Raw genomic sequence first — 22,467 nt, 5'->3', positions numbered from 1 at the left:
CTACACCTCATCACTCACACCGACAGGACCCTCGTTGCAGCGTAGCGCCATTGCCGACACGATTTGCCGCACGATCGAACTCGGGGTGACGATCACCGATGCCGCTCTCGACGGCGAGGATCGCACACACCTGTTCTGCGAGGTCTTGGCCCCGAAGAGTAGCTGCCCGAGGTGCGAGCGGGCGGGTCGGTTGCGTGATCATGTCGATCGTGAGGTGGCAGATCTACCGATCGTGGGCCATCCGACCCGGTTGCATCTGAGGGTGCCGCGCTACGCCTGCGAGAACGGCGCGTGTGGTCAGGGCATCTTTCGCGCCGACATCTCGGCGATCGTCGCGCCGCGCGCGGCGGTGACGCGCCGCACGATCGCGTGGATTCTTCGGCGGATGATTCTGGACAAGATGAGCGTCTCTGCGGTCGCCGCGTCGGTCGGGTTGGGCTGGAACACCGTGAATGCCCTCGCGTTGCAGGCGGCGCGTACGGTGGCTTCGGCGCCTGGCCGACTCGACGGTGTCAGGGTTCTCGGTGTTGATGAGCACAAGTGGAAACATGTTCGCGGCAATGGTGATTCGAGTTTCGTGACCGTGCTGGTCGACCTCACACCGATTGTGGATGGGACCGGGTCGGCGCGCTTGCTGGATATGGTGGGCGGCCGGTCCAAAGCGGCGTTGAAGGACTGGCTCGATGCCCGCGATGACTCCTTTCGGGACCGGATCCGGGTGGTCACCATGGACGGATTCACCGGGTATCGCACCGCGACCGCCGAGGCATTGGATAAGGCGCGGGCGGTGATGGACCCGTTCCACGTGGTCCATCTGGCCGCCGAGAAGCTCACAGTGTGTCGTCAACGCGTGCAACACGATACGTGTGGGCACCGCGGCCGCACGGGTGATCCGCTCTACGGTATCCGCCGACCACTGCTGACCCGGATCGCGTTGCTGACAGACAAGCAGAAGGCCCGGCTACGTAGCGGGTTGGAGGCTCACGAGGAGCACGTGGCCGTCTCGGTCACCTACGCGATCTACCAAGAGCTGATCAACGCCTACGGCCAGGAGAACAAGCGTGACGGCAAGATCGCGATGTACAAGCTGCTCAAACGGATTCATACCGGCGTTCCGTCCGGGCTGGCAGAGTTGGCCCAACTCGGCCGATCATTATGGGCGCGGCGTGCCGAGATCTTGGCCTACTTCGACACCGGCGCCTCCAACGGACCCGTCGAAGCGATCAACGGCCGCCTGGAACACCTCCGCGGGATCGCGTTGGGCTTCCGCAACCTCAACCACTACATCTTGCGGTCACTCATCCACTCCGGCGGCCTCGCACAACACCTCGACGCACTCTGAATCAGGAAGAGCCCGTTTGGGTGCGCTGGTGGGCCTGCGATCCACGGCCGAGTGGCGCAGTCGTGCGATACGGGCCGTCGGTCCGCACCATGGACGAACTGCTGGAGGTGGTGGCGGCCGGCCAGGCCGTTTCCATCACCGGGCAGTTCGTGGCGCAGAGCTACCGGAACCCCGGCGTGGCCTTCGTCCCGGTCGACGACGTGCCCTCGTGCCCGTTGTCCCTCTGCACCCGGAACTCCGACACGTCGTCCGTCATCACCGAGTTGCGCAGAGCTGTCGCGGCATCGACCCGGACCGAGGAGTCACGCACGCCTGCACGGCATTCGTGACTCCTCGCCCGGGAGCTGGTTACTCAGCCCTGGGGACGGTTGTCCACGAGTCGCTTGGCCTTGCCCGTCGAGCGGAACAGGGCACCGGATTCGACGACGTCCACCGCCACTGTGACGCCGATCCGGTCCTTGATCAGCGACTGCAGCTCGACGGCTGCCGTTCCGCGGTGGTCGCCGGAAACGTCATGGCGGCACTCGACTTTCACCGTCAACTGATCCATGCGTCCGGGCCGTTCCAGCACGCACTGGAACTGTGGGGCCAGCATCGGGACATTCAGGATGAGTTCCTCGATCTGGGTGGGGAACAGATTCACCCCGCGCAGGATGATCATGTCGTCGGTCCGGCCGGTGACCTTCTGCATACGGCGCATGGAACGCGCGGTTCCGGGGAGCAACCTGGTCAGATCTCGGGTACGGTACCGGATGATCGGCATCGCCTCCTTGGTGAGAGAGGTGAACACCAGCTCGCCCTCCTCCCCGTCGGGAAGCACCTCACCGGTCATCGGATCGATGATCTCGGGATAGAAGTGATCTTCCCAGATATGCAGTCCGTCTTTGGTTTCCACACATTCCTGCGCAACCCCGGGCCCCATCACCTCCGAGAGACCGTAGATGTCGACCGCGTCCATCCCGAGCTGCTGCTCGAGTTCGCTACGCATCTGTTCGGTCCACGGCTCGGCACCGAAGACTCCGGTGCGCAGCGAGGTCGTGGCCGGGTCGATTCCCCTGGCGAGCATCGCGTCGACGATCGTCAGCATGTACGACGGCGTCACCATGATCGCGTCCGGCCGGAAGTCCTCGATCAATTGGATCTGTCGTTCGGTCATCCCTCCCGACATGGGGATCACCGTGCAACCCAGACGTTCTGCGCCGTAGTGGGCGCCGAGACCGCCGGTGAACAGTCCATACCCGTATGCGACATGCACCTTGTCCCCCGGCCGCACGCCGCCTGCACGCAGGCTGCGGGCCACCAGGTCCGCCCAGGTGTCCAGGTCGCCGGCGGTGTACCCGACCACCGTCGGCCGGCCGGTGGTACCCGATGACGCGTGGATCCGCGATACCTGCTCGTGCGGTACCGCCAGCATTCCGAACGGATAGTTCTCCCGCAGATCGTTTTTCGCAGTCAAGGGAAACAGTCGCAGGTCGGACAGTTCCTGCAGGTCGTCGGGGCGCACACCTCGTGAGTCGAACGCCGCGCGGTAATGCGGGACCTTGTCGTAGGCGTGCTGCAACGACCACTTGAGCCGTGCGAGCTGAGTTGCCGCGATCTCGTCACGAGAGGCGAACTCCAGGTTCGACTCGGGACGCTCCGCGGTGGGTCGAGAAAGGGTGCTGGTCATCGTCGTACTCCAGGATCGTGTCAGGCGTCGAAGTCGACAGTGACGCTGTCGCTGACAGGGAAAGTCTGGCAGGTGAGGACGAATCCGTCTGCCACCTCGGAATTTTCGAGAGCATAGTTGCGCCGCATGTCGACCTCGCCGAGGGTCACCATGGCCCGGCACGTTCCGCAAACTCCACCCTTGCACGCGAACGGCAGGTCCGAGCGCAACTGTTCGCCCGCGTCAAGGATCGATACCTCTCGCGACAGTCGTCCGCTGACCGATCGGCCGTCGAGGACGATGGTGACATCGCTGCTCGGTCCGGTGACACCGGGCTCGCGGTGCGTCTCCTGCGGCGGCGGAACGTCGTCGACGTAGAACAGCTCGAAGTGGACCTGATCTCCCGCGACGCCCCTGACACTCAACGCATCTCGGGCATCGGTCACCATTCCGTAGGGTCCGCACAGCCAGAAGTGGTCGATGTCGGGAATCGGGACCAGGGTGTCCAGGATCGTGCGCAGTCGATCCGCATCGAGCCTGCCGCTGAACAGTTCCACCTCACGCGGTTCGCGGGACAGCACGTGGATAACTTCGAACCGTGCGCCGAACCGGTCCTTCAGGTCGGCGATCTCCTCGGCGAACATGACCGACCTCGTGCGCCGGTTGCCGTAGAGCAGGATCACCTGTGCGTCCGGGTTGTCCAGGACCGACGCGGCGATCGACAGCATCGGCGTGATCCCCGAACCCGCGGCGATGAGCACATGCCGACCGCCTGCCGCAGCATCGGCGACGAACGACCCGGCCGGCGGCGCGACGTCGATGCGGTCGCCGGACCGCACGTCGCGCACCAGCCAGCTGGAGAAGAGTCCGTCGGCGACCTCGCGAACCCCGATCCGGGGCGCGGCACCGGTGGGCGCGCAGATCGAGTACGAGCGGCGATGCTCGACGCCGTCGACGAAGCGCCGCAGCGTGAGCGACTGTCCCGGACGGAAGTCATAGTCCGCGGCGAGGTCGGCGGGGACCTCGAAGCGGACAGCTACGGCATCGTCGCAGAGTTTCTCGACATCGGCCACGGTCAGGCTGTGGAACGACCTGGTGCGCGACGGTGAGACGACCGCCTCGGCGGTGCTGGTCATGTCAGATCTCCTTCACATGATCGAAGGGCTCCAGGCAACCGCGACAGCGGTACTGCGCCTTACACAGCGTCGCGCCGAACTCCGAGACGAGTTGGGTGTGAGGGGAACCACATCGGGGGCACGTCAGGGCCCGGGGGCGTGCGGTGAGGGTGAGCGGAATCGGTCCGCTCGGACGTGAGGTGACCGCGCCGGGAACCGAGTACCCGCTCTCGGCCAGCTTCTGCCGACCCTCCGGCGAGATCCAGTCGGTCGACCACGAGGGCTGCAGCTGTGTGCGCACCGCGACGCGTGAGAAACCCTCTTGCGCAAGGGTGTACTCGATGTCGTCGCGCATGGTCGCGATCGCGGGACAACCCGAGTAGGTCGGGGTGATCGTCACGACCACCGAACCGTCGTCGTCGATCTCCACGTCGCGCAGGACGCCGAGGTCCGCGAGAGTCAGCATCGGCATCTCCGGGTCGGTGACCGATGCGACGATCTCCCGCGCGGTCTCCGCGCCGGTCTCGCTCAGCGCTCCGGTCATGCTCACCACACACCTTCGGGGTGTGCGCGGGCGACGCTCTGCATTTCGGCCAGCACCAGGCCCATCGCCTCGGTGTGCAGGCCGCGCCGCCCTTCGCGGCCCCCCACTGTGCCGACGGAACCGCCCGCGGGACGATCGAGTTCGGCGGCGTGCAGGACCCGATCGACGACCGCGTCGAACTCGTCCCGGACGGTCCGCGGGTCGACGCCCACCCCGGCTGAGGCCAGGGTGATCTCTTCGCCGGTCGGCCGGAAGAGTTCCTCGACGTATGGCCACACCCGCACGAGCGCTTCGCGGACACGACGCCGTGACTCGGCGGTGCCGCACGCGAGTGTGACCGTCCAGCGCGCCGCGTAGTCGCGGTGGTACGTAAGTTCTTTGACGCCCTTCTGCGCCACGGCAGCGAGCACCGGGTCGCGGGACATGCGGAGCCGGTCGAAGATCGCCAACCGCCAGGTGGTGAACACCAGCAGGCGGACGATCGACACCGCGAAGTCCCCGTTGTCCAGTTCGACGAGCCGAACGTTGCGGAAGGCCGTTTCGTCACGGAAGAAGGCGAGCGCGTCCTCGACGGGCGCCGGGGAGGTCTCGGAGATGACCGGGACCACCTTCGGGTCGGCGGCCGCGGCCCGTGCGAGTAGCAACCGGGCCTGGCCGAGGAGGTCGAGACCGATGTTCGCCAGTGCGACCTCTTCCTCGAGTTCAGGTGCGCGAGTGGCCCATTGCGTCAGCCGCTGCGAACTGATCAGTGCGTCGTCACCGAGCATCAGACAGTACTCCGCAAGTGTGCTCGGGTAGATGTCTGCAGGGACCGTGGTGTCCACGCCGGCGAGCGGGTCGTCGAAGCTGGTGCCGAAAGCCCACTGCCCGTGCGAGTCCTCGTCGACGAGGCCGTCGTAGGCGCTCTCGTGATCTGTCATCTGTCCTGCAACCTCACATGTGGGGGACGTTGTCGGGGATCTCGTAGAACGTCGGATGCCGGTAGACCTTGTCACCGCTGGGGTCGAAGAACGGGTCCTTCTCCGACGGACTCGACGCCACCACCGCGGTCGAGGGCACCACCCAGATGCTCACTCCCTCATTGCGGCGTGTGTAGACATCGCGTGCATGCCGCAACGCCATCTCGCCGTCTGCGGCGTGCAGCGAGCCGACGTGCACGTGGTTCAGTCCGCGCTTGCCTCGCAGGAACACCTCGTACAGCGGCCAGTCCGCCCTCACCATGCGGTCCCTCGTCGTGTGGTCCCTCGTCGTGTGGTCTTTCACCGTGTGTCCTCCTGTCCACGTGCGGCGAAGGCCATGGCGGCCTCGCGCACCCATGCGCCGTTCTCGTGTGCGGCTCGGCGATTGGCGAGGCGCTCGGCGTTCGCCGCGCCGTTGCCCTTGATGACCTCGGTGAACTCACTCCAGTCCGGTTCACCGAAGTCGTAGGCTCCGCGGTCGGGATTCCAGATGAGGTCCGGGTCGGGAAAGGTCACGCCGAGCGCCTCGGCCTGCGGCACGCTCATGTCGACGAACCGCTGGCGCAGTTCATCGTTGGTGTGTCGCTTGATCCGCCACTTCATCGACTGCTCGGTGTTCGGCGATCGGTCGTCGGGCGGGCCGAACATCATCAGCGCGGGCCACCACCAGCGATCCACCGACTCCTGGACCATCGCGCGCTGCGCATCGGTCCCGCGCATCATGGTCGAGAGCAGTTCGTAACCCTGCCGCTGATGGAAGGACTCCTCCTTGCACACCCGGATCATGGCGCGCGCGTACGGGCCGAAGGAGCTGCGGCACAACGGAACCTGATTGCAGATGGCGGCTCCGTCGACCAGCCACCCGATGGTGCCGACGTCGGCAAAGGTGAGGGTTGGATAGTTGAAGATCGACGAGTACTTCTGCTTGCCCTCGATCAGCTTCTCGGTGAGGTCGGCCCGCTCGACACCCAGCGTCTCGGCGGCCGAGTACAGGTAGAGGCCGTGACCGGCTTCGTCCTGGACTTTCGCCATGAGGATCGCTTTGCGCCGCAGAGACGGCGCCCGGGTGAGCCAGTTGCCCTCGGGCTGCATGCCGATGATCTCCGAATGCGCGTGCTGGGCGATCTGGCGAACCAGGGTCTTGCGGTAGCCATCGGGCATCCAGTCCCGCGGCTCGATCCTCAGGTCGTCCGCCACCGTCCGGTCGAACTCGTCAAGGCGAGCGGAATCGTCGTAGGTTATGGCTTTTGACGTGGTCATTCACTCTGCTTTCAAAACCGACTGTTCAGTCGGGATTAGTGTGTATGGCAGTGAGCCGGGCACAACCGATCCGGTCTCAGGACCCGATGAAGACCGGCTTATCCTTGGCGACGAACGCCGACACGGCGGCTCGATGATCGGCGCCGGCGCCCAGCCTGACCTGCGCGTCGAGCTCACGATCGAGTGCGGCGTCGAGGCCGTCGGCCGATGCGGCCACGAGCGATTTGATCTCGCGGTAGGCCGCGGTCGGGCCCTCCGACAGGGCACGGGCGATCTCCCGAGCGACGTCGACGACGTCCTCGTCGTCGACGACCCGGTGGACCAGACCCCAGTCCAACGCCTGTTGCGCACCGATCTTCTCGCCGAGGAGCAGCAGAGCGCGGGCGCGGTCGGCACCGAGACGCTGCACCAGCGAGTAACTGAGGCCAGAATCGCTCGCGAGGGCGATGCCGCTGAACGCGGTCGCGAACGAGGTCTTGCCGCCAGCGATACGGATGTCGGTGGCCAGCGCCAGACCCCAGCCCGCGCCCACGCACGCACCGGGAATCGCTGACACCACCGGCACCCGCAGCGCCGCCAGGGCACGCACCAGCGGGTTGTAGTGCTCGGCCACCGTGTTCATCGCGGTCGCCGGGTCTGACTCGAGCGCGATGAGATGTTCAGCGAGATCCTGTCCGACACAGAAGTTCCTCCCCTCCGCGGTGAGGAGGACTGCCCGGACGGACGAGTCGTCAGCCGCCGCGGCCACCGCGTCCAGGAAGGCGACCTTGGTCGCGGCATCCAGTGCGTTGTTCGCCTGCGCGCGAGCCAGGGTCAGGGTCGCGAGCCCGTCGGCGATGTCGATGGTCACGGTCATGATGTCGAGCCTTCCCACTCGTGGAACCCGCGGCCGGACTTACGTCCGAGGTGGCCGCGGGCGACTTTGTCACGCAACAACTGTGGCGGCGAGAATCGACCACCCAAGGTGCCTTCGAGGTGTTCGGCGATGGCCAGACGCACGTCGAGACCGACGAGGTCGGTGGAACGCAACGGGCCCATCGGATGCCGATATCCCAGTTCCATCGCGCGGTCGATCGACTCGGCGTCCGCGATGCCGTCCTCCAGCATCCGAATTGCCTCGAGCCCCAGGCAAACCCCCAGCCGGCTCGTGGCGAAGCCTGGCGAATCATTCACCAGGACCTCTGATTTCCCGAGCATGGCCACCCATCGGCGGACCACCTCCACGGCAGACGTCGAGGTCGTCGGCGACCGTACGATCTCCACCAGGGACGAGGCCGGCACGGGGTTGAAGAAGTGCATACCGACGAATCGGCTTGGATCGGTGAGTGCGGCGCCCAGTTCGGCGATGGAGATGGAACTCGTGTTGGAGGCGATGACAGTCCGCGTCCCCACCGCAACCTCGACGGCCGTCAGGACGGCGACTTTGAGGGCCGGCACCTCGGGGACCGCCTCCACCACGAGGTCGGTGTCCCTGGCCAGGTCGTGAACCGCGGCGGCCGTGGACACCCGGCCCGCCACCTCGTCGACGTCTCGACCGTCGAGCTTGTCACGCTCGTCTGCACGACGCAGCCCGGCCACGACGCGGTCCAGTGCGGCCTGCCGGTCGGCGGTCTCGACGAGGGTCACTGCCGACCCGAGCGTCGCGAACACCTGCGCGATCCCCGCACCCATACGGCCACCGCCCACCACTCCGACGCGTGCGGGAATCTCGGTCATCGTTTCCTCTCCAGGAAGGCGGTCATCCGCTCCTGCTTGTCCTCGGTCTCGAAAAGAACCGCCTGCGCGATGTCGTCGGCCCATGAATGCGTCCCCGCCGCATCGAGAATGGTCTTGGTCAGCCCCAGCGCCAGCGACGACTGCCGAACGATCCGGTCGATGAGCCGGTGCGCGGCGGCAACGTGATCATCGGCGATCTCCGCAACGAGCCCGACCTCCCGCGCGGCCACCGCGTCGAGAGTGAGCCCGCCGAGGAGCACCTGCTTGGCCACCGACATGCCGACCAGGGCCGGCAGCCGGTAGCTCGCCCCCGCGGCCGCGAGGATGCCGAGCCCGGGCTCGGGGTTGCCGAACACCGCGGTCGACGTGGCGATCCGGATGTCACAGGCGTAGGACAGCTCCGCGCCCCCACCGAGGGCGCGGCCGCTCACCGCGGCGACCGTAGGCAGCGGCAGCGATGCGACGCGATCGAACAGCGACCGGTTGATACCGGCCAGGGCGTCCTCGCGGCGACGGTCGCGGAGTTCGGCGATGTCGGCGCCGCCGGCGAAGTCGTCACCGCGGCCCATCAGCACGAGCGGCTTGGGGTCACGCTCGATCCGGGCGCACGCGTCGTGCAGTTCGGCGACCATCGCGGCATTGATGGCGTTGCGTCGAGCGGGCCGGTCAAGCGTCACGACGAATCGGTCATCGCGCTCCTCGACCTCGACGGTGTGCGCATCGGGCATCTGGACTCCTTCCGTGGTGTCGCAACAGTAACCAACCTTTCGGTCGGTAATCAATACCCCGACGCTCGCCCGGCTGACCGATGCATGCGGGACGAGATGACAAGATGATCGACATGGCCAGCACTCGCGCCCCCCGCAAGACCGGTCGGCCGGGCCGACCCGGGTACGACCTCGACTCACTCCTCGCGGTGGCGGTCAAGGTGTTCAACGACAAGGGCTACGACGGCACCAGCATGGACGCCCTTGCGGAGCGCCTCGGCATCAGCAAGTCCTCGATCTACCACCACGTGGCAGGAAAGGAAGAACTCCTGGAGTTGGCGTTGAACCGCGCCCTCAACGCGTTGTTCGCTGTCACCGTCGAGGCCCGCGCGACCGAGGGTCGCTACATCGACCGGCTGGAATACCTGGTCAGACGCAGTGTCGACATTCTGGTGGCCGAGCTCCCGTACGTCACCCTGCTGTTGCGGGTTCGCGGCAACTCCGCGGTCGAACGCCGCGCGATGGCCCGCCGGCGCGAGTTCGACGCATTCGTCTCCGAGCTCGTCTCGGCGGCAGCCGACGAAGGCGACCTCAACCCCGAGATCGACCCCGCACTGGTCGCGCGCCTGCTCTTCGGCACCGTGAACTCACTCATCGAGTGGTACCGCCCCCGGTCCGGCGGCTCGGCCACCGAGCTCGGCGATGCCGTCGTCGCACTGACCTTCGACGGCCTCCGTCGTAGCTGACGCCCACACCCCCTCTTGACAACTCGTCATCCTCCCGGTGAAGGTAATAACCGACCGAACGTACGGTGGATGGAGTTGATGTGACCAGACTGCTCGAGAGCTACGCGCAAGGACGATGGTTCACCGCTGACGACGCGGGAACGGTGGTGACGAGCGCGGTGGACGGCAGCGACGTCGCGCGCATCTCGTCGTCGGGACTGGACGTGGCGGGGATGGTCGCCCACGCCCGGGCGGTCGGCGGCCCCGCATTGCGCAGCCTGACCTTCCACGAGCGTGCCGGGCTGCTCAAACAACTCGGACTCACCCTCATGGCGGGCAAAGAGGAGTTCTACGAGCTGTCCACCTCCACCGGCGCGACGACGCGGGATTCAGCGGTCGACATCGACGGCGGCATCGGCACGGTACTCAGCTACGCGAGCAAGGCCCGTCGCGAACTGCCCAACGACAGCGTCTATCTCGATGGCGACGTGGAACGACTCGGCAAAAACGGCACCTTCCTCGGACGACACATCTACACCCCGCGCCGCGGGGTGTCCGTACAGATCAACGCCTTCAACTTCCCGGTCTGGGGTTTCCTGGAGAAACTCGCACCCGCGTTCATCGCGGGTGTCCCGTCGATCATCAAGCCCGCCAGTCAAACCGCCTACCTGACCGAGCTCGTCGTCCGCCGGATCATCGAGAGCGGCATCATGCCCGAGGGATCGATCCAGCTGATCTGCGGCAGCACACATGATCTGCTCGATCATCTCGACGGACAGGACACGGTCGCGTTCACCGGTTCGGCCGCGACGGCCGCATTGTTGCGCTCACACCCGGGCATCGTCGCCGCCGGAACCCGCTTCACCGCCGAGGCCGACTCACTCAACGCATCGATTCTGGGACCCGATGTTGCCGTTGATGATCCCGAATTCGACCTGTTCGTAGAGCAACTCGTGACCGAGATGACCGTGAAGGCCGGCCAGAAGTGTACCGCGATCCGGCGCGCCCTCGTCCCGGCAAACCGCGTGGATGCCGTCATCGACGCCACCAGCGCGCTTCTGGCGAGGGTCGTGGTCGGCGACCCCCGTGCCGACGGGGTCACGATGGGCCCCCTCGCGAGTCTCGCGCAACGCGAAGAGGTCCGCACCTCCGTTCGGGGTCTCACCAAGTCCGCCGAGATCGTCTTCGGCGACCCCGAACACGTCGATGCCGTCGGCACCGGCACCGAGTCCGGCGCCTTCATCTCCCCTATCCTGCTGCGCGCCAACGGAAACAATGCGGACGAGCCCCACGACATCGAAGCGTTCGGTCCGGTCTCGACCGTCATCGGCTACGCCGACACCGCCGACGCCATCGCACTCGCGGCCCGCGGACAGGGCAGCCTCGTGGCCTCGCTGGTCACCAAAGACTCCGGTGTGGCACAGGAGATCGTTCTGGGCCTCGCGCCCTACCACGGACGCATACTGGTGCTGAACAGCGAGGACGCCCGGGAGTCGACCGGACACGGGTCTCCTCTGCCGGTCCTGGTGCACGGCGGACCCGGTCGCGCCGGTGGCGGTGAGGAACTCGGCGGCATCCGCGGCGTGCTGCATCATATGCAGCGCACCGCCGTCCAGGGCACACCCGATGTACTCGCCGCGGTCGGCAACAGCTGGGTCACCGGGTCGCAGCGCCACCTCGGTGATGTCCATCCGTTCCGGAAAAATCTGGCGGAGTTGCGAATCGGGGATACCGTCGTCGGTGGTCCACGACAGGTGACGCTCGCCGACATCAGCCACTTCGCCGAGTTCACCGGCGACACGTTCTATGCGCACACAGACGCCCGGGCGGCCGCGGCCAATCCCCTTTTCGGCGGCATCGTCGCCCACGGCTATCTTGTGGTGTCCCTGGCCGCGGGGTTGTTCGTCGAATCGAATCCCGGTCCGGTGCTGGCCAACTTCGGCGTCGACACTCTCCGATTCCTCACCCCGGTCAAGGCAGGCGACAGCCTCACCGTCACTCTCACCGCCAAGGAGCTGACCCCACGTCCGAGCGCCGACTACGGCGAGGTGCGCTGGGATGCGTTGGTGACCAACCAGAACGACGACATCGTCGCCACCTACGACGTCCTGACCCTTGTTGCCAAGGGGGCACGGCAATGAGCGTGCGCATCGCCGTCTGTTACGGACAGCCCCCCGACACCGAGGAGGCTGTCGCACAGATCGGACGGCCCTGACGGACACCTCCGCACCAACCGATGTCATCCACAGCCCCTCGTCATCCGTATCACCGACGAGTGACCTCAGGAGACCCATCGGTCGACTAGGGTCGGCGGAGTGGAGTTCCTGCTGATCATCGTCGTGGCACTGCTCGCGATCATCGCGGTGGTCGTCATCTTCAACTACCTGGGCAACCGCAAGGCCCGGCAGGCCGAGGCGGACGCCCTGCGCAACCGCACGTACCGGCCCGGAGATCCGTTCTCCTCGGCCGACGACGACTCCGTCTACGGCGACCCGCGCCAACTGAAACCGGGCGACCTCGTGGAGTTACGAGGCGAGACCTATGCGGTACGCGGCACGGTGCGGCTGACCCAGGACGGATACGTCTGGACCGAGAACTTCCTCGACACCGGACTCGGCACCAAGGCCTGGATTTCGGTCGAGGACGATCCCGACCTCGAGGTCGTGCTGTGGCATGAACTGTCCGGCGTCGTCGTCGAGCCCGGACCCGACACGGTCGAGGTCGACGGCCGCCGCTACCACTCCGAGGAGGCCGGCAGCGCCCGGTTCACCTCGGCGGGCACCACCGGCGTCGCGGCGTCGGGCCGGATGGCGTACCACGACTACCAGGCCGGCGACGAACGCTTGTCCTTCGAGGACTACGGCAGCGGCTGGGAATGCGCGCGCGGCGAACTTCTCACCCGTGCCGACTACCGCATCTTCCCCAGCAACCCCTCTGATCAGAACATCTGAGCGACGAAGGACTGCGAGACACATGTCAGAACAGCCCGACGAACCCGGTGCGTCCGTCGCCCGACTCTCCGTCGCATACGCCGACACGAGCGCTGGCCAGCTCGGCTTCTCACTCGACGCCCCGCTCCAGGAGCCGCTCGCCCAGGAGGACGGTGAGATCGACGGCATCACGGTGTCGGTCCGTCTGCTGGGGGCGAGCCATCAGGTCGTCGTCGACGACGGCGCCCAGCGCATCTGCGAGACCGTCGCGTGCCTGCCCGACGTGACCTCGGCGCTGCCCGAGACATTCCAGGAGAGCGGCTATCTCTTCAGCTCCCGCGTCGAGCGGGCCACCGACGACCAGTTGGCCGCGCTGATCGAACAACTCGGCGTCCGCGTCACCGAACAGATGACGTCGGGGAAACCGAGCGTGATGGGAGTGTTCCCCGGCGATCCCCACGCGGTGACCGCGATCATCTCCGACTCGTCGTCCGAGGAGATCTCGTGGCACACCTGGCACACGTACCCGCAGGCCGGTGAGGTCGTCATCACGACCAGCGTGATCCACCGCGGAGCGACGCGCACATGACCGATCCGCCCCCTCCCGGCGACTACCCACCCCCGTCCCCCGGCCAGTCGCAGCCCGACCCGCGCCGCCGGCTCGACCGCATCCGCAACATCATCATCGGCGTCATCGTGGTGATCACGATCTTCGCGCTGCTCGGTGCATGCGGTGCGCGTGCCCTGCGTGGCGGCGGGCTGGGCGGCTCGGCGCGCGACTACATCTCGCAGAACTACGAACGCGATATCGCCCTCGACGAGGGCGATGTGGACGCCTACGTGGCGCAGGGAACGCCCACCGAGGTGGCCGAGGAGATCCGCGACGCCGAGCGCCCGACCGATCAGCGCGCCGGCGCGTCGGGAACGGGCAATGTCGCGGACACCCAGTTCCTCCAGTACCCCGACTACCTGGTCGCCCTGTTCCCGTACGCCGCCAACCAGACCCGCGTGATGCTGAGCCGTGACTACCGGTCGGGCTACAACCGGTACCACAACTACGTCGGCGCCTTCTGGGTTCCGACGCCGGGTTATTCCGGCAGCGGGAGCAGCAACCGCGGCGGCGGCAGCGGAGGTGGCGGCAAATGACTGCCCTCCAGAGTTCTCGCGATCGATCCCCCCAGACCGAAACCACGGCCCGAACCCACGGAGATGACCATGCTCGCTGACATGACCGAGAACGCCTACGCCGCAGGTGCCTACGCGGGTGTCGGAGTGATCCTGATGATCCTGTCGTTCGCCATCGTCGATCTGCTGACCCCCGGCAAGCTGCGTCACCAGCTCTGGGCCGAACGCAACCGCAACGCCGGAATCCTGGTCGGCTCCAACCTCTTCGCGGTGGCGATCATCGTGACCGCCGCCATCGTCGCCAGTGAGGGCCGGCTGCTCGAGGGCCTCACCTACACGGTGGTCTACTCGGCGATCGGCCTGATCGTGATGAGCGTGACGTTCCTGGTCATCGACGCGCTCACCCCCGGCAAGCTCGGCGAGATCCTCGTGAACCCGGAAAGCCATCCGGCGGTGTGGGTGCAGGGCGTCGCCCACATCGGGGTCGCCGTCATCATCGCCGCCTCCATCCTGTGACCACTTTCCACCTGTGACACTCACGGACACCTCCACCGAACCGCTCTCCGCGCGGCCACGTTTCGCGCGGTCCGCTCTGCTGGCCGTGGTGTTCGTCTGCGCCGCATGCGGTCTGGTGTACGAGCTGGCGCTGGTGTCCCTGGGGTCCTTCCTGATCGGCAACACCGCGACGCAGGCGTCGATCGTCCTCGCGGTGATGGTGTTCGCCATGGGGGTCGGCTCCCTCGCCGCGAAACCGCTCCAACCCCACTCGGTTGCCGCGTTCGCGGTCATCGAGCTACTGCTCGCACTCCTCGGCGGCCTGTCGGTGATGGCTCTCTACGCCGCCTTCGCCTACCTGGAGCTCTACACGCCGGCGCTCATCGTGGTGGCCTTCGTCCTCGGCGTCCTCATCGGGGCCGAAATCCCGTTGCTGATGGTGCTGCTGCAACGGATTCGACGCCAGGAGCCGGGTGCGGCGGTCGCGGACATGTTCGCCGTCGACTACATCGGCGCGTTGCTCGGCGGTCTCTGCTTCCCGTTCCTGTTGTTGCCGCTGTTCGGTCAGCTGCGCGGGGCACTCGTGGTCGGACTCGTCAACGCCGCGGCGGGCTGCTTCCTCGTATTCGTCATCTTCCGGAAGTCGTTGAGCCGCGGCCAACTCGCCCTGCTGTCCGCCGGAGCGCTGGCGGTGGTCGCGGCGCTCGTGGCCGGATTGATGCTGTCCGCCCGTTTCGAGGTGACCGCCCGGCAGGCGCTCTACCGCGACCCGATCGTGGCCGCCGCCCGGAGCGCCTACCAGGACATCGTGATCACCGAGCGATCCACCGGCGCAGGCCCCGACACCCGGCTGTACCTGAACGGCGACCTGCAGTTCTCGTCGATCGACGAGCACCGCTATCACGAGGCACTCGTCCATCCCGCGATGTCGGGTGAGCGCTCGTCGGTGCTCGTGCTCGGCGGCGGCGACGGCCTCGCGCTGCGTGAGGTCCTCCGATACCCCGACGCGCACGACGTCACCCTCGTCGAACTCGACCCGGAGATGATCCGGCTGGCACGCACCGACTCCCGCCTGACCTCGCTCAACCGGGGGTCGATGACCGATCGGCGTGCCGAGGTGGTGACCGCCGACGCCTTCAGCTGGTTGCGTCAGACGGACCGACGTTTCGACGTGATCATCGTCGACATGCCCGATCCCGACGACTCCGCCACCGCCAAGCTGTACTCCACCGAGTTCTACGCACTCGTCCGCGCCCACCTCGCCGAGCACGGTCGCGTCGTCGTGCAGGCGGGTTCGCCGTACTTCGCGCCGAAGTCGTTCTGGTGCATCGCCTCCACCATGAGGGAGGCCGGACTGCCGGCCACGCCGTACCACGTCGACGTCCCGGCATTCGGCGACTGGGGTTTTCACCTCGCAGGTGCCGACGGGCCGATCAGCCCGACGGTCGACGCTCCCGGGCCGTTGCGATTCCTGAGTCCGGAGCAGCTGACCGCGGCGACCGTCTTCTCGCTCGATCGGCAACCGCTCGACCTGCCACCGTCGACCCTGATGGACCCGCGCATCCTGCGATACGCACAGGGCGAGTGGGCGATCTACTGAACGGTTCACGTCGTAGATGTCGCGTATCGTCGCGCGCGGCAACACGATTCGCGACATCTCACGCACCCGGTTCCAGCGGCGGCGTCAACCGAAGACACCGCTTGTGACCGATGGTGTCAACTAGGGTGACACCATGTCGAGCGACGTGGCCATCATCGGGTCGATCCTGCTGCTGGTCATGGTGCTCGGCCTCGTCGCGTTGGTCCGGACGCGGCGTCAGGTCACCACCCCCACCGAACGCACGGTGCACATGGCGCTGCACACCGCGTCATTGGCGGCGCGATCGCTGCGCACCGGACTCACCGAGGAGTCGGCGGCCGAAGCCCTCCCCCATCTGCGCACGCTGACCTCCGCCGAGGCCGTCGCCCTGTTCGACGACGAGCCGCGGCGGCTCGCCCACGACCCGGACGACGACGAGATCTGGGACCCCGACATGCTGCGCGAGGCCGCCAGGGCAGCGGCTTCGGCGACCGGCGACCAGCGTCGGGTCCTGGTCTCCGACCCGTGCGGCGCGGAGTCGCCGGTGCGGGCCCTCATCGCCCAGCCTCTCGTCGCCGGCGACGCCAGTGTCGGCGTCCTCGTCGTCGCCACGACCCGCCGGCCTGGCCCGGGCATGCTCGGTGCCGTCGCCGAGGTGGCCCGCTACGTCTCGAGCCAGATCGAACTGGCCGAACTCGACGCCTCCCGCGCCCGCCTCGACCGGGCGGAGGTGCTCGCGCTCCGCGCGCAGATCAGCCCGCACTTCATCTACAACGCCCTCAACACGATCGCCTCGTTCGTCCGCACCGACCCCGACCGAGCCCGCGAACTCGTGCTCGACTTCGCCGATTTCACGCGCTACTCGTTCCGCGCGAGCGGCGAGTACACCGTGCTGGCCGACGAACTGCGCAACATTGACCGCTACCTCACCCTCGAACGCGCCCGCTTCGGCAACTCACTCGACGTGAGGCTGCACGTCGCGCCGGAGGTCCTGAACGTCGTCGTACCGTTCCTCGCGCTTCAGCCGCTCGTGGAGAACGCGGTCCGTCACGGACTCGCGTCGAAGGGTGGCGGCACCATCACCATCACCGCGGCCGACGAGGGCACCGACTGCGTCATCACCGTCGAGGACGACGGCGTCGGCATGGATCCCGAACTCCTGCGCAGCGGCGCGCTCGACGCGTTGGACCACAGCGAGGGCGCGCACGTCGGGCTCACCAACGTCGACCATCGCCTCCGCGCCGCGTTCGGCAACGACTACGGACTGGTGGTCGAGACGGCCGTGGGTGCCGGCACCAAGGTGGGCATGCGGGTACCGAAGTTCCGGGCGGGCATCCGACCCTGAGAGCTAGAAGACCATCTTCGCGAGCAGGAACGTGGCGGCGGCGAAAGCGGCGGCCGCAGGGAAGGTGGTCACCCAGGCGGCGGCCATGTTGCCCGCGGTGCCCCACCGCACGGCGCTGGTGCGCTTGGTCGACCCCACGCCCATGATCGCCGAGGAGATCACGTGGGTGGTCGAGATGGGTGCACCCAGGCCGGCCGAGGCGACGTAGAGCACCGAGGCGGCGGTGGCCTCGGCGGCGAAGCCCTGCGGCGGGTCGAGTTCGATGATCTTGCGGCCGAGGGTGCGCATGATCCGCATGCCGCCGGTGGCGGTACCGATGGCCAGGACCACGGCGGTGAGCAGGAAACACCACAGCGGAATCGAGTAGTCGTCCTGGTATCCGGCGACGACGAGTGCGAGAACCACGATGCCCATCGTCTTGGCCGCGTCCTGCATGCCGTGGCCGAACGCCATCATCGCGGCCGACACGGTCTGTGCGTGCCGGAATCGCCGGCCGGTGATCGCCGGCGAGGCGTTGCGGAAAAGCCACATGATCGCGAGCATCGCCGCGGCGCCCAGCGCGAAGCCGGCAAGCGGCGACAGCACCATCGGCAGCAGGATCTTCTCCACGACGCCGGCCCAGAGCACGGTGACCCCCGCGACCATGGCCGCGCCCACCATGCCGCCGATCAGCGCGTGCGAGGACGACGACGGCAGGCCGAACCACCAGGTGATGAGGTTCCAGGTGATGGCACCGATGAGGGCGCAGCCGACGAGCATCAGCGCGTCGGGTCCCGCTTTGAGGTCGATGATCCCCGAGCCGACGGTGCTGGCCACCTTGGCACCGAAGAAGGAGCCGATCAGGTTGCCGACGGCGGCCATCGCCAGCGCCGCGCGCAGCGTCAGGGCGCGGGTCGACACCGAGGTCGCGATCGCGTTGGCAGAGTCGTGGAAACCGTTGGTGAACGTGAAGGCCATGGCAAGACCGATCACCACGAGAAGTGCGAACACGGGTGTGTCACGACTCCTTGAGGACGATGGTCTCGACGATGTTGGCGACCTTCTCGAAGGAATCGGCGGCGTCCTCGAGCTCGTCGGCCACGTCCTTGAGCTTCATCACGGTCAGCGCGTCGAGGTGTCCGTCGAACAGGTAGGCCAGGAAGGTCCGGTAGGTGTGGTCGGCGCGGTTCTCGAGCGCGTTGATCTCGATCCAGTACCGCTCGAGGTCCTTCATTCCGGCGAGTCGCGGCATCGCGTCGGCGGTCACGCTCGCCGAGGTGTCGAGGATCTCGATCATCTCGCGCAGGTGTTGCGGGAGCTCGGTGACTCCGTAGAGGGCCATGAGGTGGGTCGCGGCCTCGATGTGGTCCATGACGTCGTCCAGGCTCGAACCGAGGACGTAGATGTCGGAGCGGTCGAACGGCGTGATGAAGCTCGAGTTGACCGTGCGGAACATCTCGTGGGTGATGCGGTCGCAGTCGTGTTCGAGGTCGACCATCCGGCGCGCGATCCCCTCGAAGTCCGGTTCGGGCTCCAGCAGGCCGGTGAGGGTCTTGGTCCCATCCGCCAGGCACTGGGCCGAGGACGTGAACAACCCGTAGAAGAGATCGTTCTTGGGTTTGAACCGGGAGAACACAGTGACTTTCTTCCTATCTTGCGTCCAACGCATCGAGGCGACGCTGTGCAGCGACTTCCTCGGTGAGTCCGTCTGACGTCGGGATGGCCGTGGACAGGGTATCGAGGCAGCCGACGGGCACACCCACCTGACCGGACTTTTTCCGGAATCAGAGAATCAGCAGGCGGACGGGGCGGCCGGATCTGCTGTGTGACGCGGCCCACGCGGTACGATCCTCGTGTCCGCCGTCGCGCATCAGCGCAGCAGTCGGGAGGAGATGGATGTCCGGGCTGGTGGTGCTCGCCGTCGACGACGAACCCCCTGCTCTCGACGAACTCCGCTACCTCCTGGACCGGCAGGACGAGGTCGCCGAGGTACATGACGCGACGGATGCGACCGGCGCACTCCGTGAACTCAACTCCCGCCGGGTCGACGCGATCTTCCTCGACATCAACATGCCGGGCCTGTCCGGACTCGAGTTGGCCGGCGTCCTCGCCAGGTACGCACAGCCTCCCGCGATCGTGTTCGTCACCGCGCACGAGGACAAGGCGGTCGACGCCTTCGAGGTCGGCGCCGTGGACTATCTGCTCAAGCCACTCCGCGAGGTGCGCCTCGCCCAGGCGCTCGGACGGGTCCGCGCCAGCCTCGACGCCCGCGCCAAACCCGCCGCGAGCACTCCTCCCCCGGCGCCATCGGGTGCGCCACGAGCCGCCTCCGACGACGTGATCCCGGTCGAGATGAGCGGTGTGACCTCGTTGGTCCGGCGTGACTCGATCTCGTGGGTCGAGGCCGTGGGCGACTACGCCCGACTCCACGCCGAGTCCGGCGCGCACCTCGTCCGCATCCCACTGTCGACCCTCGAATCACGTTGGCAGGACAAGGGTTTCGCCCGAGTTCACCGTTCCTACCTGGTGGCCCTGCCCATGGTGACCGGCCTGCGGACCACCGGGAGCGGGACCGTTGTCAGTGTGCGCGCGAACGGGGCGTCGGAAGCGGTGGAGCTGCCGGTCAGCCGGCGTCAGGTCCGCGACCTGAAGGACCGGCTCATCCGGGACCCGTTGCGCCAGTATCGTTCCCCCGCCGGTCGCGGCGATGTCTGAGAATCCGCCGCAGCGCGAACGGGTCGTCCTCGCCTCACGGCGTGGCGCCCGGATGGTGCGCACGCGCGTAGAGGTCCAGGAACAGACCGAGGTCGGTGACGCGCTGGTGCGCGGTCTGATGCGGGCTCAGCTCGGGTTGGCGTTGCGCCTCGGCGGGAGCCTGCTCGTCGTCGTGGTGGCGATACCTCTGCTCGCCGTGCTGGTCCCGAGCGTGGCCGAGACGACCCTCTTCGGCATCCGGATCACCTGGCTCGTCCTCGGACTCCTCGCCTATCCGGTGCTGTATCTGACGGGACTGCTGTACGTGCGGCTGGCCGAGCACGCCGAGCGCGACTTCATGAGTCTCGTCGACGACGATCCCGGCGATCCGGGCCGGACGTGAGCGGCGTCGACATGCTGACCGCCGTGGCGTTGTTCGCCGCCGCGGTCGCCACGATCGCGGTCGGGGCCTGGGGCGGCCGATTCTCCCGAACGACGTCGGATTTCCTGGTGGCCTCGCGTGCCGTCGGGTCGCGGTGGAATGCCGCCGCCGTGTCGGGTGAATACCTGTCCGCGGCGTCGTTTCTCGGTGTCGCCGGGCTTGTCGCGAAGTACGGCGCCGACGCCCTCTGGTACCCGGTCGGTTTCACGGCCGGCTACCTCGGTCTGCTGTTGTTCGTCGCTGCACCGCTGCGTCGTTCGGGCGCCTACACCGTGCCCGACTTCGCCGAGTTCCGGCTCTCCTCGACCGCCGTGCGCAAGACCGCGATGGTGGTCGTGGTCGTCGTCTGCGTGCTGTACCTCATCCCCCAGTTCCAGGGTGCGGGACTCACTCTCAACATCCTGCTCGGCGCACCCGTCTGGACCGGGGCGGTCGGCGTCGGCCTCATCGTGATCGTGAACGTCGTCGGCGGCGGGATGCGGTCGATCACGTTCGTGCAGGCATTCCAGTACTGGCTCAAGCTGACCGCCATCGCGATCCCCACCCTCGTGCTGATCGGGGTGTTCGCGAACGACCCGGCGAACGTCGGCGAGCCCGCACCGCCGCGGGTCACGACCGCCACCACCGTCGACGTCACCACCGACGTCTCGGTCACCGTCGCCGAGACCAAGGGGGTGCGCGTCACCGGCACGCTCGACGGCTCGCCGGTGGTCGATGCTCCGATCCCATCCCCCGGCGGTCATGTCATCTCAGCCGATTCCGTCATCTTCCTCGACGCCGGCGCGGCCACCCCGGTCGTGGCGGGAGCCCCGGTCGACGGGTCGGACTGGGTGGCGCCCGGCGGCGGTCTCGGCGGTCGCCACCCGCTGTTCCAGGTGCTCTCCCTGATCCTCGCCACGTTCCTCGGCGTGATGGGCCTGCCGCACGTCCTCGTGCGCTTCTACACCAACCCGGACGGCCGCACGGCCCGTCGAACGGCGCTCGCCGCGATCGCGCTGCTGTCGCTGTTCTATCTGTTCCCCGTCCTGCTCGGGGTGTTCGCTCGTCTCTACGTGCCCGAACTGCTGATCACCGGGACGTCCGACGCAGCTGTCCTCCTCCTCCCGAGCGCCGCCATCGGTGGCCTGGCCGGGCAGATCCTCGCCGCGCTGGTCGCGGCCGGTGCGATCGCGGCCTTCCTCGCCACGTCGTCGGGCCTGCTTGTGTCGGTGGCCGGCGCGCTGGCGACGGACGTCTTCCGCGGGCGCGTCCGCGACTTCCGCATCGCCGCGATCATCGGCGGCGCCATCCCGATCGCGCTCTCGCTCGCGGCGGGCTCACTGGAACTGTCGCGCACCGTCGGGCTGGTGTTCGCCGTCGCCGCGTCGACGCTGTGTCCGCTGCTCGTCCTCGGCATCTGGTGGCGTGGCCTGACGTCGACCGGTGCGATCGCCGGGCTGATCGTCGGCGGGGTGTCGTCGGGTTCAGCCACCTCGCTCGCGATCGCCGGGGTGATCGACGACGACGCCCTGGGCGGCTGGCCGGCCGCGCTGGTCGGCTATCCGGGCGCGGTCACCGTGCCACTCGCCTTCGGCACGATGGTGCTGGTCAGCCTCGCGACCCGACGACGCTTGCCCGGCGATCTCGCCCGCACTTTCGCGCGGATGCACGTCCCCGAACGCGTCGGGATGGGCGTCGACCGGCTTCCCGGCGGCTGACCGTTCACCGTTCGTCGGATCTGATCGACCGTCCGTCGCACAGTGCACAACCTTCGGCGTGTGACCCACGACACCAGTTGCGGTGTGATCTGCGCCTCAATCAGGCTGTTCTCCGAAGTGCCATCACAGCGGCCTCCACCGCCGTGGCCCCATCGACTTGGAGGA

The 22,467-nt window shown here is 67.4% G+C and carries 24 protein-coding genes; 13 read left to right on the top strand and 11 right to left on the bottom strand.

All coding sequences use genetic code 11. The features are described 5' to 3' along the window. The first annotated feature begins 34 nt into the window (after positions 1–34). Positions 35–1,342, top strand: a complete 1,308-nt coding sequence (locus PWF70_RS03140) for an ISL3 family transposase (protein ID WP_006358292.1) — start codon at positions 35–37, stop codon at positions 1,340–1,342. Between the two features lie 89 nt (positions 1,343–1,431). Continuing rightward, positions 1,432–1,671, top strand: a complete 240-nt coding sequence (locus PWF70_RS03135) for a type 2 periplasmic-binding domain-containing protein (protein WP_196813055.1) — start codon at positions 1,432–1,434, stop codon at positions 1,669–1,671. Between the two features lie 23 nt (positions 1,672–1,694). On the opposite strand, the gene paaK is transcribed toward PWF70_RS03135, so the two are convergent. The 9 genes from paaK to PWF70_RS03090 all read right to left on the bottom strand — a co-directional run bounded on the left by paaK (position 1,695) and on the right by PWF70_RS03090 (position 9,312). Next, the gene (paaK, locus tag PWF70_RS03130; protein ID WP_006358059.1) at positions 1,695–3,011 is read right to left on the bottom strand and encodes a phenylacetate--CoA ligase PaaK; all 1,317 of its coding nucleotides are present in this window, start codon (positions 3,009–3,011) and stop codon (positions 1,695–1,697) included. 20 nt (positions 3,012–3,031) lie between these two features. After that, positions 3,032–4,126 (bottom strand): 1,2-phenylacetyl-CoA epoxidase subunit PaaE, encoded by a 1,095-nt coding sequence (gene paaE / locus PWF70_RS03125; protein ID WP_006358060.1) that lies wholly within the window; start codon positions 4,124–4,126, stop codon positions 3,032–3,034. 1 nt (position 4,127) lies between these two features. Beyond that, a complete protein-coding gene (paaD, locus tag PWF70_RS03120; protein WP_006358061.1) occupies positions 4,128–4,649 on the bottom strand; it encodes a 1,2-phenylacetyl-CoA epoxidase subunit PaaD in 522 nt (173 codons plus the stop codon). A gap of 2 nt (positions 4,650–4,651) precedes the next feature. Next, positions 4,652–5,569: a 1,2-phenylacetyl-CoA epoxidase subunit PaaC gene (gene paaC, locus PWF70_RS03115; protein ID WP_006358062.1), complete on the bottom strand. Its 918-nt coding sequence runs from the start codon at positions 5,567–5,569 to the stop codon at positions 4,652–4,654. 13 nt (positions 5,570–5,582) lie between these two features. Then, positions 5,583–5,870 (bottom strand): 1,2-phenylacetyl-CoA epoxidase subunit PaaB, encoded by a 288-nt coding sequence (gene paaB / locus PWF70_RS03110; protein ID WP_035754913.1) that lies wholly within the window; start codon positions 5,868–5,870, stop codon positions 5,583–5,585. 38 nt (positions 5,871–5,908) lie between these two features. Further along, the gene (paaA, locus tag PWF70_RS03105) at positions 5,909–6,868 is read right to left on the bottom strand and encodes a 1,2-phenylacetyl-CoA epoxidase subunit PaaA (protein ID WP_006358064.1); all 960 of its coding nucleotides are present in this window, start codon (positions 6,866–6,868) and stop codon (positions 5,909–5,911) included. Between the two features lie 76 nt (positions 6,869–6,944). Beyond that, on the bottom strand, positions 6,945–7,724 hold the full coding sequence (locus PWF70_RS03100; RefSeq protein ID WP_006358065.1) for an enoyl-CoA hydratase-related protein: 780 nt from the start codon (positions 7,722–7,724) through the stop codon (positions 6,945–6,947). Then, complete coding sequence (locus PWF70_RS03095) at positions 7,721–8,584, bottom strand: 3-hydroxyacyl-CoA dehydrogenase family protein (protein ID WP_035754914.1); 864 nt, start codon at positions 8,582–8,584, stop codon at positions 7,721–7,723. Before PWF70_RS03095 ends, PWF70_RS03100 begins: the two co-directional genes overlap by 4 nt. Further along, on the bottom strand, positions 8,581–9,312 hold the full coding sequence (locus tag PWF70_RS03090; RefSeq protein WP_286352828.1) for an enoyl-CoA hydratase/isomerase family protein: 732 nt from the start codon (positions 9,310–9,312) through the stop codon (positions 8,581–8,583). The genes PWF70_RS03095 and PWF70_RS03090 overlap by 4 nt, the downstream gene beginning before the upstream one ends. A 113-nt stretch (positions 9,313–9,425) precedes the next feature. Here PWF70_RS03090 and PWF70_RS03085 point away from each other — a divergent pair, with 113 nt between their 5' ends. The 8 genes from PWF70_RS03085 (at position 9,426) to PWF70_RS03050 (ending at position 17,490) form a co-directional block, all read left to right on the top strand. Next, positions 9,426–10,037: a TetR/AcrR family transcriptional regulator gene (locus PWF70_RS03085; RefSeq protein ID WP_035754951.1), complete on the top strand. Its 612-nt coding sequence runs from the start codon at positions 9,426–9,428 to the stop codon at positions 10,035–10,037. 80 nt (positions 10,038–10,117) lie between these two features. Next, positions 10,118–12,157 (top strand): phenylacetic acid degradation bifunctional protein PaaZ, encoded by a 2,040-nt coding sequence (gene paaZ, locus PWF70_RS03080; RefSeq protein WP_035754915.1) that lies wholly within the window; start codon positions 10,118–10,120, stop codon positions 12,155–12,157. Positions 12,158–12,331: 174 nt separating this feature from the next. Next, positions 12,332–12,967 (top strand): DUF4178 domain-containing protein, encoded by a 636-nt coding sequence (locus tag PWF70_RS03075; RefSeq protein WP_035754916.1) that lies wholly within the window; start codon positions 12,332–12,334, stop codon positions 12,965–12,967. A 22-nt stretch (positions 12,968–12,989) separates the two neighbouring features. Then, positions 12,990–13,535 (top strand): DUF2617 family protein, encoded by a 546-nt coding sequence (locus PWF70_RS03070; RefSeq protein ID WP_006358071.1) that lies wholly within the window; start codon positions 12,990–12,992, stop codon positions 13,533–13,535. Further along, on the top strand, positions 13,532–14,092 hold the full coding sequence (locus tag PWF70_RS03065) for a DUF4247 domain-containing protein (protein ID WP_006358072.1): 561 nt from the start codon (positions 13,532–13,534) through the stop codon (positions 14,090–14,092). Before PWF70_RS03070 ends, PWF70_RS03065 begins: the two co-directional genes overlap by 4 nt. 69 nt (positions 14,093–14,161) lie before the next feature. Continuing rightward, positions 14,162–14,587 carry a DUF350 domain-containing protein gene (locus PWF70_RS03060; protein ID WP_006358073.1) on the top strand — a complete coding sequence of 142 codons (426 nt, stop codon included), beginning with the start codon at positions 14,162–14,164 and terminating at the stop codon, positions 14,585–14,587. A 13-nt stretch (positions 14,588–14,600) separates the two neighbouring features. Continuing rightward, positions 14,601–16,166: a polyamine aminopropyltransferase gene (locus PWF70_RS03055; RefSeq protein ID WP_006358074.1), complete on the top strand. Its 1,566-nt coding sequence runs from the start codon at positions 14,601–14,603 to the stop codon at positions 16,164–16,166. Positions 16,167–16,299: 133 nt separating this feature from the next. Next, positions 16,300–17,490 (top strand): sensor histidine kinase, encoded by a 1,191-nt coding sequence (locus PWF70_RS03050; RefSeq protein ID WP_006358075.1) that lies wholly within the window; start codon positions 16,300–16,302, stop codon positions 17,488–17,490. Positions 17,491–17,493: 3 nt separating this feature from the next. Here the strand turns inward: PWF70_RS03050 and PWF70_RS03045 are convergent, their stop codons facing one another. Together PWF70_RS03045 and PWF70_RS03040 are read right to left on the bottom strand one after the other, a co-directional pair. Further along, entirely contained in the window at positions 17,494–18,480 is a 987-nt protein-coding gene (locus PWF70_RS03045) for an inorganic phosphate transporter (protein ID WP_006358076.1), read from the bottom strand. 7 nt (positions 18,481–18,487) lie between these two features. Further along, positions 18,488–19,105 (bottom strand): DUF47 domain-containing protein, encoded by a 618-nt coding sequence (locus PWF70_RS03040; protein ID WP_006358077.1) that lies wholly within the window; start codon positions 19,103–19,105, stop codon positions 18,488–18,490. Between the two features lie 260 nt (positions 19,106–19,365). Here PWF70_RS03040 and PWF70_RS03035 point away from each other — a divergent pair, with 260 nt between their 5' ends. Genes PWF70_RS03035 through PWF70_RS03025 form a run of 3 tightly spaced genes read left to right on the top strand, consistent with a single transcriptional unit; the run spans position 19,366 to position 22,302 of the window. Then, the gene (locus tag PWF70_RS03035) at positions 19,366–20,184 is read left to right on the top strand and encodes a LytR/AlgR family response regulator transcription factor (RefSeq protein WP_006358078.1); all 819 of its coding nucleotides are present in this window, start codon (positions 19,366–19,368) and stop codon (positions 20,182–20,184) included. After that, positions 20,177–20,566, top strand: coding sequence for a hypothetical protein (locus PWF70_RS03030; protein ID WP_006358079.1), 390 nt, complete (start codon positions 20,177–20,179; stop codon positions 20,564–20,566). The genes PWF70_RS03035 and PWF70_RS03030 overlap by 8 nt, the downstream gene beginning before the upstream one ends. Continuing rightward, on the top strand, positions 20,563–22,302 hold the full coding sequence (locus PWF70_RS03025) for a sodium/solute symporter (RefSeq protein ID WP_006358080.1): 1,740 nt from the start codon (positions 20,563–20,565) through the stop codon (positions 22,300–22,302). The genes PWF70_RS03030 and PWF70_RS03025 overlap by 4 nt, the downstream gene beginning before the upstream one ends. The last annotated feature ends 165 nt before the right edge of the window (positions 22,303–22,467 follow it).

It is taken from the genome of Gordonia sp. Swx-4, assembly GCF_030316175.1.
GTDB classification, from domain to species: domain Bacteria; phylum Actinomycetota; class Actinomycetes; order Mycobacteriales; family Mycobacteriaceae; genus Gordonia; species Gordonia alkanivorans.
The sequence above is the reverse complement of the archived record's forward strand: the minus strand, read 5'-3'. Positions and strand labels throughout refer to the sequence as shown.